This is a genomic window from candidate division WOR-3 bacterium (assembly GCA_026418155.1).
Taxonomy (GTDB): domain Bacteria; phylum Hydrothermota; class Tepidihabitantia; order Tepidihabitantales; family CAIPLT01; genus JAOABV01.
Genome location: JAOABV010000001.1, coordinates 58,751 through 70,757, shown reverse-complemented (window position 1 = coordinate 70,757; position 12,007 = coordinate 58,751). Strand labels below are relative to the sequence as shown.

Below are 12,007 nucleotides of genomic sequence, written 5' to 3'. Positions count from 1 at the left end.
AACATTTATAACCTGATATGCAAAAGATTATGCTTAACGATATTAACAAGTTAACCAAAACATTTATAACCTGATATTCAAAAGATTACACTTTACGATATTAACAATTTAACCCAAAAATATTTATATCCCAATATTCAAAAGAAAACGCTTAATGACATCAACTATTTAACCCAAAAATAGTTATAACCTAATATTCAAAAGATTACACTTTACGATATTAACAATTTAACCCAAAATATTTATATACTGATATGCAAAAGATTATGCTTAACGATATTAACAATTTAGTCCCCTAATATTTATTTTCCAATAATTATCTATTACTAATTGTTACTAATGTACAAAAGCCTCTCTACAAATTCCAGAACTTAAATGGCTGGCGTAAAGCAGATAAGTCTAATAGATACATTCAAAAGATTACTCTAATTTGGGTGACTGAAATAGAACTATAGACCATTTCCATAAATCAGTTAATGGCAGATAATTAACATAAACATATAGGTAATCCGTTCAATAGCAAATTCTTTTATTTAATAAGACAAAAAACCACTCGCAAAAGTAACAGAAATTTACTTATCATCGCCTCCTCTTAATAATCTTAATATCATCTTCTAAATGTATCCTTAAAAGTTTCCTCTATTATAAAAGTTATGTCGGCAATATAATTTGAAAAGTATATTATTTTCAATGTGTTAGGTTGATCTTTAACTGATTTTTTAAAAATTTATTGAGACAAGGGTATAGTTCCCTCATCGGATTAGGTCTTCTAATTTTAAGTGGTGTAAGATTTCTTTTGTTCCGTGAGGCTCAAGGCTGGCAATGGCAACGATAAAACTTCCAATTTCTCTATAATTTTTTATCTCAACTTCATTAGCATAACTATAATTTCGCATTAGAAAGCGAACACCACAACTCACAAGACCATCTGATATACTAAATGCCTTTTCAGATAGTAAAGCAAATAGGAAGATACCCTATTTAGCCTTCTCAATAAAAATCCTCAACAGACTAATGAAAATAATCAATTACGACTAATTGGGCGATTAGGCTTTTATTCATATGTTAAAGAATAAATTAGGAATTACTGCACGGACCTTTATTTTCGTGATATATTTAATTTGGAGTTGCTACTTTTTTTAAGAAAACTTTTATTCTTTGACTGGCTTTACCATCACCAAAAGGATTTTTCACCTTTGCCATTTTATTATACGCTTGTTCTGAAGATAATAGTCTTTCGGTCTCGCGGACAATCTTTTGTTTATCTGTTCCTACCAGTTTTGCGGTTCCGGCTTCAATGGCTTCAGGTCTTTCGGTTTTATTTCGTAAAACTAATACTGGTTTACCCAAAGCCGGTGCTTCTTCTTGAATACCGCCGGAATCAGTAAGAATAATATATGATTTTTTCATCAAATGACAAAATGGTAGATAATCCATCGGTGCAATTAAATGAATTCTTGCTTCATCGCCTAAAATCTGATGGGCATTAACCCATATATTAGGATTAGGATGGACCGGATAAACAATCTCCACGTCAGGATTTCTTTGGACAATTGTTTTAAGTGCTTGACAAATTTGAAAAAAAGGTGCGCCAAAACTTTCTCGGCGATGTGCGGTAACTAAAATTATTTTTTGCTTGGGCTTAATCTTTTTTAGGACTGGGATTTCAACATCGGGATTCATCTCTAATGCCAGATAAAGTGCATCAATTACAGTATTACCCGTGACAACAATGTTTTGACCACTGATTCCTTCTTTCAATAGATTCAATTTACTCTGCTTAGTTGGAGCAAAATGATAATCAGCCAGATGGCTGATAAGTCGTCGATTCATTTCTTCGGGAAAAGGAGCAAATTTATCTTGGGTGCGTAAACCGGCCTCTATATGCCCAATTTTAATTTTACAATAAAATGCGGCTAAGGCTGAGACAAAAGCCGTAGTCGTATCACCTTGGACTAAAATCAAATCGGGCTTTCGCTCTTGTAATAATTTTTCTAATCCGCGCAGAATGCGCACATTAATATCAAATAAAGTCTGACCCTGTTTCATAATATTTAAGTCAAAATCCGACTTAATGCGAAAGGTCTCGAGCACTTGGTCCAGCATATGGCGATGTTGTGCGGTAATGCAGACTTCAACCTGAAAATCCTTTTTATGTTTCTGGAGTTCTTTTATTACTGGTGCTAATTTTATGGCTTCAGGTCTTGTGCCAAACGCAAAAAGAATTCGATACATTCTGCTCTATCCTTTGGAGTTGATTGTGGGGCTTATCATTTTTGCTCATCATGGGCAATAGCCCAATTTTCACCAACGCCCAGTCTCACGACTAAGGGAACTTCGGATAAATATTTTTTTTGCATTATCTGTTTTACTAAATCTTGGGCTTCTTCAATTCGATTCTTTTCTACTTCTAATAGTAGTTCGTCGTGAACTTGGAGAATAATTCCACCAAGAAACTTTTCTTTTTTCATTTGCTGGTAAATTTCAATCATTGCTTTTTTGATAATATCAGCAGCAGAGCCTTGAATCGGATGATTAATTGCCGCGCGGAGCGCAGACTCATAGAGGATGCGATTTTGGGCAAAAATGCCGGGGATAGGTCGCAACCGTCCAAATATCGTCTTAGCATAACCAGTCTCTTTGACCTCAGCAATCGTCTTTTCCTGCCACTCAGCAACTTTATAGTGAACTGCTAAAAAGTTATCAATGATGTTTCGGGCTTCATCTTGAGTAATACCTAACCCGACCGATAAGCCCAAATCGGAAATCCCGTAAATCAGTCCATAATTTACCATTTTAGCAATGCGTCGTTCATTTTCTGTAATCTTATCTTGGGATTTATTAAACACTTCGGCTGCGGTTCGAGTATGGATATCTTCATTCAGTAAAAATGCTTCGATTAACTTTTCATCTCCTGAAAGTTCTGCCAAAATTCTTAATTCAATTTGAGAGTAGTCCGCAGAAATCAAACAATAGTTCCGTTCCGCGATAAAGCCTTGGCGGATTTTTTTCCCCAGGTCGCTTCTAATCGGAATATTCTGCAAATTAGGATTAGATGCAGACAATCTGCCCGTAGATGTTCCGGTTTGATTGAATTGACAGTGAATGCGGTTAGTCTCTGTTTTCATCAGTTTTCGCATTGGGGCTAAATAAGTCGTTTGCAATTTCGTGATTTCCCGGTAGCGTAAGATGTCTTGAACAATCGGTGCCTTTGGTGCTAATTCTAACAATACCGACGAATCTGTAGAGAAACCTGTTTTGGTGCGTTTCGTTTTCGGTAAAGACAATTTCTCAAATAAAACTTTAGACAACTGTTGCGGAGAATTGATATTAAATTTAACCCCGGCTTTACGAAAGATTTCTTGCTTTAATAGTTCCCTCTCATCTTCGATTTCAGAAGATATCTTTTCAAGGAGTTTCGGGTCAATCTTTACTCCGCGTTGTTCCATATCAACCAGCACTTTAATTAAAGGCATTTCCAACTCTTCCAAAACTGTTGCTAAACCTCGCGCAAAAATCTCCGGGGATAATTTTTGATAAAGATGAAATGCAAAATATGCTCGTTCCGAATCCGAAATTGAACTTGGAATTTGTTGAAGATGCCATAGAACCAAATCCGACAACTCGTATCGCTTCCGATTAGAATCTAAAAGATAAGAAGCGATTTTAACATCAAAATAGGGTTCAGTTAAATCTAATTGCTTTGCACGTAAACAATGCATCTGTGATTTCAAATCATAGGTAATCTTTAAGTATGATGAATTTAAAAAGTTATTGCTCTCTGTGGTATCTGTTATTCTTATTGTCTCCTTGCCATTGGATACGAACAAACCATTATTAGAATAATAAAAACCGAATTGATTTTCTGCTTCCTGAGATGCAAATTTAAGAATAGAAGGCTTTCCGGCAAATTGTTGCGGCTGGATGTCGTCTGGCATAAGTTCCGGCGAAGTTTTTTCGGCAAACAGTTGCGGTTGGGTAGTTCCTCGCGTATCATTCTTAACAATGTCTTTTAAGAGAGAACTGAACTCAAGTTCTTGGAAAATTTGAATCAATCTTGGAATATTGGGCTTTTTTAGTTTCAAGTGATTAAGGCTGACTTTAATCTTAACATCGGTTTTTACGGTTGCTAATACTTTTGACAGTTGCGCAATATCCTTATAAGGTTTTAGCCGTTCATCGTTTTCCAACGCCGACTCTAAAGAATTATACTTTTGAATAATATCGACTGCACGTTTGATGCCAATATTCGGGACGCCGGGAATATTATCAATTGAATCACCGGCCAAGGCTAAAACATCTCTAATCTGGCTGGGGTCATTAATTCCAAACTTCTCTTGAGTCTTCTTGCGGTCGTAAATTATATCATTATACACATCGTAAATAAAAATATTATCATTTACCAGTTGAAATAAGTCTTTATCTGATGTCACAATATAGACTTTGATTCCTTTGCGACTTAATCGTTGGGCAAGCGTGGCTAAAATATCATCTGCCTCATAACCTTCCTTTTTCAGAACTTTTATGCCATAAGCCGAAATTATCTCTTCAATAATCGGCAATTGCGAAGCAAGGTCATTAGGAGTTTCTGGTCGTTCTGCCTTATAATCTTGATACAGACGATGACGAAAAGTTTCTCTGCCGGCTTCAAAAGCAACTGCTAAATATTGAGGCGAGAAGTTATTTAATAACTTTTTTAGCGAATTAACAAAACCGAAAACTGCTGAAGTATTTTGACCTTTGGAAGTTCGTAACGGATTACGGATAAAAGCATAATACGAGCGATAGACCAAAGAATGACCATCAATCAGAACAACAAACTTACCTTTCAGATTAGACATTAGGCAATGGGGTTGAGACATTAGACATTACGCATTGGGCTTTCGCATTAGACATTAACCAACACCACAAAAATATTAATCACTACTCACAATGCTCAAATTGTTTTCCAAACAACAAACTTATCTTTCGAATTAAGCATTAATCAATTGATTGGGAACATTAGTCATTACTCTTTGCCCATTGATACCTTCATACGAAGTTCGCGCACTAAAGAAATCGCTCGATAATAAGCCGAGAACGAAGTGCCGGCATCAGCCCACCAACCAGGCAAGATATCGTAGGTCAATCTATTCTGTTGAAGATAATAATTATTGACATCAGTAATTTCCAGTTCCCCGCGTTCTGATGGTTTTAAGGTCTTAATAACCGAGAACACTTCTTGGTCATACATATAAATTCCAGTCACAGCAAAATTAGATGGCGGATTTTTCGGTTTCTCCACAATTCGGACAATACGATTGTCTTGAATTTCTGCAACGCCGAATCGTTCCGGATAAGGAACTTCTTTTAGTAAAATTTTGGCACCACTTTTTTGTTTCAGATACGATTTAACATAAGGGGTCAAATCATCTTCAAAGATATTATCACCCAAAATTACGACGACGCGTTTACCTTCAGCAAATTCTTCAGCCAAGCCTAAGGCTTCAGCAATACCACCTTCACCTTCTTGATAAGTATAATGGAGACGCTTCAAACCAAAATCCTTGCCATTTCCCAGCAGTTTTAGAAAATCACCTGCGCTATTACCACCTGTAACAATAAGAATATCTTTAATATCGGCTTGGACTAATTTTTGAATAGGGAAAAAAATCATTGGTTGGTCATAGACTGGCAGGAGATGTTTATTGGTTACACGAGTAAGGGGCTGAAGACGAGTCCCCAATCCACCGGCTAAGACCACACCCTTAATATCTAAAAATTCATTACAGTTACTCATAACTCAAAAACCAAATTCGGATAAATCGCTGGTTTATTAAACGATACCAAAAACATCTTACTAAATTCATTTTCTCATAAGTGCTATTGGATTAGACTATATAAAACCAGAATGCTTTGAACATTTCGTCACAATCTAAAATTCAGATATCACTATAGTTTCAGTTTAATTAAAATACAGAAATAGTCAACTCTAACTTTACCCCAATTCTTTGCCTAAAGCTCTTAATTCCACTATCACTTTTACGAAAACAATAAAATTATCTATGGATTTAATATCGCTTTAACACCCTTTGAGAGTAAGAAATAAATCGAAGTAATGGAAGGATAGGTTCGTAAGCCGAATTCTGTTTAAGCGGTCATTTGTCTTGGTCTTTTATTGCTAAAAGACTCATAGCGACCTACCTGGAGTTTTTGAGCCAGACATCTCACAACTCCTGCTTGGTCTTGCTCAAAGTGGGGTTTGTCCGTTCTGGTTGTCACCAGCCAGAACAGTGCGCTCTTACCGCACTTTTTCACCCTTACCCAAAGCGGGATAGTCCAATTCGGGCGTACCCGTGTTGGGCGGTATTGTTTCTGTGACACTTTCCATCATGGTTTTTTCACAAAAACCATGTCTTGCGGTTAGCAAGCACTTTGTCTGGATGAGTTCGGACTTTCCTCCCTAACTCTTACAATCGTAAGAATTAGAGCGACCGCCCGACCTATCCTTCCATAAATTAATTATATAAAAAATTAAACCTTCCTGTCAATATGCTAAACCAACAATATAAGACAAGTCTTTATGGAAGTAAAGAGAAACCACATTAAAAGCTTGACACTGCCTTTTTTAATTTTACTTGCGTATTCTCTAAAATTTTATTATATTTTATATGGAACTATTGGAGGCGGATAGGTGCTGGTGTGCCTACTGGACTTCAAATCCAGGTGTTCTTCGAAAGAAGAACGGTAGGTTCGATTCCTACACGCCTCCGCCATTGATTTAATATAAAAATTAAATAGCGGTCCTCTTCATTTTAATTGAAATCAAAAACCAGATCATAAAAATTAAGCAAAAATATTTCTGGGTTTAGTTTTACTGTCGCCATCGGCTGTTACAAGACTTAATATTTTTAGTCTCTCTGTATGAATTTAATCTTTAAATTTTTTTGACAGCACTCTTATATCATCTTTTCGGATTGTGATGCCTTTGTTGTCAAAAAAGATTAGTAGTGGCAAAGCGGTTCTTCGGCTGGCTTTGAGTAAATCTCTAAATTGGGATACTCGGATTGAACCATTTTTCTTTAAGAAATCAACCAATATTATTTCGGCTTGTTTTATATATTTTTGATGTAAGACTAGCCCTTCGCCAATGTTTATTAAAATCTTTTGGTCAAGTAGATATTGATAACTTTGTTTTATTTCGGTCTCTTTTCCGCTAATTTTGCTTTTTATTTCACTAAATGTGAGCGGTTCATATCCACAAGATAAGAGTAGTTTTTCAATTTTTTCGACATATTCGGCAATATTTTTTTCCACCACCATTTTGAAATCGGATAGACGAATTTTCTGTTCTGAAGAGACCTGAATTTTTCCTTGGGTCTGTAATTGGTCTATTGCCCAATCTAAAAGTATTTTATCTAATCCGACACTCACTGTCTTTAATAATGCTAATGGAGTTATGCCAATGCTTGTGGGGTTTTGCTGATGGTATTCTTTTATTTTCTCAATTATTTGTTGTTGCAATTTTTCGGCATTTTGGGAATGATAAAATAAGTTTTGGGAATGGTAATTCAACGCTCTATTTTCATCTAAACAGAGCACTTTTTTCTGTTGCACGAGTTGTTTTAATAATTCTATAACTTCGTTAACCGGTAGATTTATATCTTGAGCAATTTCTGTCGGCTTTTTGGCTATTTGAAAATTGCATAATAAATCTTCTTCAACTAAATCAATAGGTTCACCTGATTCGGTGCGGGCTAAATGAGTTAGCAGTTCTTCGTCATATCCTTTGACTTTAGTTGCTTTAGGGTCAAGAATTATACCGCCACCGATGGTCGTTTGGGGCGAATAGGTTCGGATGACATATCGGTCATTGATATTTGTTACTACTGGTTCTTCCAATCGAAACTGAACCAATGCCTTTTCTTTAGGTAAAAGTATCCTTTTTGTCATATCCGTGCCTTGAGTATTTGTTTTCTCGGAAAGGGGTAGTTTTGCTGAAATCTCTTTTTTACCTAAAATAACTACCCGACCTAAAACTTCTTTAGTGCCTAAATGAATTCTTACTCGTTCAAAGTTTTTTAATGGTCTTTCGGCATTAGGCAGAAGATAGAGCGACGCATTGAGAAATAGTGAAGGATGGAAAAAACCGATTTGGCTTAAGACATCCCCGCGGTTAATCTCGTCTTTTTCCACACCAATAAGATTGATTGCCGCCCGAAAACCTGTGCTGACTTCATCTACTGGTTTATTATGGACTTCAATTCTTCTAATTTTGACTTTTCGCTTTTGGGGAAGAACTTCAACTTCATCGCCTACTTTTATTTTCCCGGACAAGACTGTGCCAGCAACAACTGTACCAAAACCTTTGATGGTAAAACAACGGTCAATGGGCATGCGAAAAATACCTTGGTCAATTTTACTTTCGGTTTCTGCAATCAATCTATCCAGCAGGCTCTTTAATTCATTGATTCCTTCTTTTGTGACATTAGAAACTGCAATTACGGGCGCTTTTTTTAGAAAAGAGTCTTTAACTAAATTTTTAATTTCTTCAATAACAATTTGTAAGCGTTCTGTGCTGACTAAATCTTTTTTGGTGATGACGACAACACCCTTTTTAATACCTAAAAGTTTCAATATCTCAAGGTGTTCTCGGGTTTGTGGCATAATGCCATCATCAGCAGCAATCACCAATAGCACGATATCTATCGTTGACGCACCAGCAACCATATGACGGACAAATTTTTCATGACCCGGGACATCGATGAGCGTGGCATTATCACCATAAAAAACGAATCCTAAATCTGTGGTCATCCCCCGTTCTTTTTCTTCTTTTAATCTGTCAGGGTCAACTCCGGTTAATGCTTTGATTAAAGCACTTTTACCATGGTCAATATGACCAGCAGTGCCAATAACTATATGCCGTTTTTTAGTATTAGACATGGAAAATTTAGATAATATTTACATTTTGCGTATTTGCAATGCTTATCGTATTATTTATTTTTGCTCTTTAAGATTTCTTGCATTGCTTGTAAAGTATTTATCGTATTATTTATCATTACTCTTTAAGTTTTCTTGCAATGCTTGTAAAATTATTTTTTCTTCGCCTTTCAGCACGGTTCTAAAATCAAGGATTAATGAATCTTCGTGAATCCGACCAAAGATTGGTGGTTGGTATTGCCGAAGTCTTTTGGCTAAATCTTGGGATGAGAGATTGTTCGGTTTTATTATGACTACAAAAGTTGGTAGTTGTTCGGTGCTTAACGAACCACCACCAATTTCACTATGTGATGGTTTTACTTCACAGGTCAATTGAGAACTGTGTTCCTTTTTTAATTTCCGTGCGAACCAATTCGCCTGTCTTTTGATTTCATTTAATGGTTTCAGCATAAGTTGATACACAGTATGTTCATTAATCAAATCTTCTTCTGGTAGTAAAAACTTTTGTAAGGTTGCTTCTAAAACCGCGTTAGTTAATTTATCACACCTTAGTGCCCGAGTTAAAGGATGCTTTTTAATCTTTTCCAGATAGGCTTTTTTGCCAATAATGATACCGCATTGTGGTCCGCCAATCAATTTATCACCGCTAAAACAGACAATATCGGCACCAAGCGCAATACTTTCTTGTGCCATTGGCTCTTTGGGTAAACCGTATTTAGAGAAATCAATTAAAGCACCACTACCCAAATCATCAATTACCGGAACCTGATACTTTTTTCCCAAAGACACCAATTCGGCTAAAGGGACCTCAGAGGTAAAACCGATAATCCGATAATTAGATTGATGAACTCTTAAAATTGCGCCGGTGTTCTCATTGATAACTTGTTCATAATCTTTAAGATGTGTGCGGTTAGTTGTGCCGACTTCCCGGAGAATACAACCAGATTGTGCCATAATTTCAGGCAGGCGAAAAGAACCACCAATTTCAATTAATTGACCGCGGGAGACCACAACCTCTTTTCCTTTGGCGATTGCGGATAGGACCAAAAGCGTCGCCCCGGCATTATTATTAACGATAATTCCTGCTTCACAACCTGTTAAGACTCTAAGCAGTTTACTAATCTTTTTATACCGGTCATCGCGTTTACCTTCGTCATCAATCTGTAACCGAGCATAAGCCTGACTAACATCTTGCAGAATCTTGTCAATGCCTTGAGCAAAAGGAGCCCGGCCCAATCCAGTATGGAGAATAACTCCTAAGGCATTAATCGCATAAGTAAAATATCGTTCGGTCAGGAATTTTAGTTCTGCGACGACCATCTGTTTCAAATCGTCAGGACTAAGTCTTTCACCTCCAAGTAGTTTTTGTCTAAACTCATCAGTCTTATACCGAACAATCTCAGTTAAATAAGAAGTCTTAATTTTCTTTTCAAACACCTTAACATCCTGCCAGTTAAGAATCTTATCAACCGATGGAATGTTTTTTAACACTTCCTGATTATTAAGTTTCAGCATAAGAACATTATAGGTTGAAGAAAAGAGTTGTCAATTACATTATAGGGAAAAGTTATGCATAAGAACATTATAGGTTGAAGAAAAAAGGTATCAATTACATTATAGGGAAAAGTTCGGCATAAGAACATCATAGGTTGAAGAAAAAGTTATCAATTACATTAAAGTTCGGAAAAAATCCGAAAAGAACGAAATAGTGAAAAATGCTCTTATTGGAAGAAAGGATGCTTGCAATACTCTCATACTACAAGTATAAAATGGCGAAAAAAGGTGTTGCTGTCTTATTGAAAACTTTTGCAATACTCTCATATTACTCTTTGGTCATTAGCAGAAAATTACTTTTTCAGAAGACTCGATACTGCCAGCATCTTTGCTGGTATCTTACTGTCTTGACATTAATCAATATATTGCTTAAAATTTTATATGAAAGCGACAAACACCTGTGAATATCACTTTTAAAGAAGGGCTAAACGCATATGCGCATTGTAATTGCTATCGGCGGTAATTCTTTGCTCCGCAATGGTAATAAACCACCGTCTTTCTTTGACCAGTTTGAAACTGTGCAGGAAACCTGTGCCAATATTGCTGAAATTGTCTGTCATCACAATCAGGTAGTCATAACCCATGGCAATGGACCCCAAGTAGGAACTGCATTAATTCGTTCTTATTTAACCCGCAACCACTTACCAGAAATTCCTTTAGAAATTGCTACGGCGCTAACTCAGGCAGAAATTGGTTATATGATTCAACTCAGCCTGAAAAACGAATTGGCTAAACACAAGGATATGATTCAACCCAATCTGAAAAACGAATCAACTAAATGCAAATGTCCTTTTAATATTGTCACTGTTATTACTCAAGTCTTAGTAGATAAAGATGACCCCGGTTTCTCTAATTACACAAAACCCGTTGGTCCGTTTTATTCCCAAAAAGAAGCCTTTGCATTACAAGCAGAACGAAACTGGATTATGAAAGAAGACGCTGGCAGAGGTTTTCGCCGAATGGTCGCATCTCCCAAACCAAAATCAATTGTTGAAATCAACATTATAAAATCTTTAATCGAAGACAACCATATCGTAATCGCTGCTGGTGGCGGCGGTATTCCGGTAATTCAAGAAAACAATCACCTTAAACCAATACCCGCAGTAATTGATAAAGACCTAACTTCAGCACTCTTAGCCGATTTAATCGACGCTAACTGCCTCATCATATCAACAAGCATTGATAAAGTCTATCTCAACTTCAATACCAACAATCAAATCCCATTAAATACCATAAACTTAAAGCAAGCAATTGAATATTTAAATCAAGGACATTTTGCTGAAGGCAGTATGAAGCCGAAAATCCAAGCATTAATTAAGTTTATTGAAAAGGACCGTTCTCGATTTGGTATTATTACCAACCCGAGCAATATTGCCACTGCATTAACCAACAACACTATCGGCACACGGATTGTATACGAATAGCACTAATAATTAATCGGTAGGACGATTAATGCTGTAATAAGATACGAATAAAATTGAGATAAGATACGAATAGAATTAATAAATGTTACTACAGATAATGAAACACAAGG

The 12,007-nt window shown here is 36.3% G+C and carries 7 protein-coding genes, 1 tRNA gene and 1 other RNA gene; 2 read left to right on the top strand and 7 right to left on the bottom strand.

Annotation, left to right across the window (positions count from 1 at the left end; translation table 11 throughout):
- Positions 1-752 precede the first annotated feature (752 nt).
- From N2201_00310 to rnpB, 5 genes are all read right to left on the bottom strand, one after another.
- The gene (locus tag N2201_00310) at positions 753-920 is read right to left on the bottom strand and encodes a hypothetical protein (GenBank protein ID MCX7784665.1); all 168 of its coding nucleotides are present in this window, start codon (positions 918-920) and stop codon (positions 753-755) included.
- A gap of 196 nt (positions 921-1,116) precedes the next feature.
- Positions 1,117-2,235 carry a UDP-N-acetylglucosamine 2-epimerase (non-hydrolyzing) gene (gene wecB, locus N2201_00305; protein MCX7784664.1) on the bottom strand — a complete coding sequence of 373 codons (1,119 nt, stop codon included), beginning with the start codon at positions 2,233-2,235 and terminating at the stop codon, positions 1,117-1,119.
- Positions 2,236-2,270: 35 nt separating this feature from the next.
- A complete protein-coding gene (gene polA, locus N2201_00300) occupies positions 2,271-4,841 on the bottom strand; it encodes a DNA polymerase I (protein MCX7784663.1) in 2,571 nt (856 codons plus the stop codon).
- A 167-nt stretch (positions 4,842-5,008) separates the two neighbouring features.
- Positions 5,009-5,752, bottom strand: coding sequence for a sugar phosphate nucleotidyltransferase (locus N2201_00295; GenBank protein ID MCX7784662.1), 744 nt, complete (start codon positions 5,750-5,752; stop codon positions 5,009-5,011).
- 346 nt (positions 5,753-6,098) lie between these two features.
- Positions 6,099-6,489, bottom strand: an RNA gene (gene rnpB / locus N2201_00290) — RNase P RNA component class A.
- Positions 6,490-6,661: 172 nt separating this feature from the next.
- Between rnpB and N2201_00285 the strand changes: the two genes are divergently transcribed.
- Positions 6,662-6,755, top strand: a tRNA-Sec gene (locus tag N2201_00285).
- Positions 6,756-6,909: 154 nt separating this feature from the next.
- Here the strand turns inward: N2201_00285 and selB are convergent.
- Positions 6,910-8,922 (bottom strand): selenocysteine-specific translation elongation factor, encoded by a 2,013-nt coding sequence (gene selB, locus N2201_00280; GenBank protein ID MCX7784661.1) that lies wholly within the window; start codon positions 8,920-8,922, stop codon positions 6,910-6,912.
- A gap of 105 nt (positions 8,923-9,027) precedes the next feature.
- Positions 9,028-10,434: an L-seryl-tRNA(Sec) selenium transferase gene (gene selA / locus N2201_00275; protein ID MCX7784660.1), complete on the bottom strand. Its 1,407-nt coding sequence runs from the start codon at positions 10,432-10,434 to the stop codon at positions 9,028-9,030.
- A gap of 473 nt (positions 10,435-10,907) precedes the next feature.
- On the opposite strand from selA, the gene N2201_00270 reads away from it, so the two are divergent.
- Positions 10,908-11,897: a carbamate kinase gene (locus N2201_00270; protein ID MCX7784659.1), complete on the top strand. Its 990-nt coding sequence runs from the start codon at positions 10,908-10,910 to the stop codon at positions 11,895-11,897.
- The last annotated feature ends 110 nt before the right edge of the window (positions 11,898-12,007 follow it).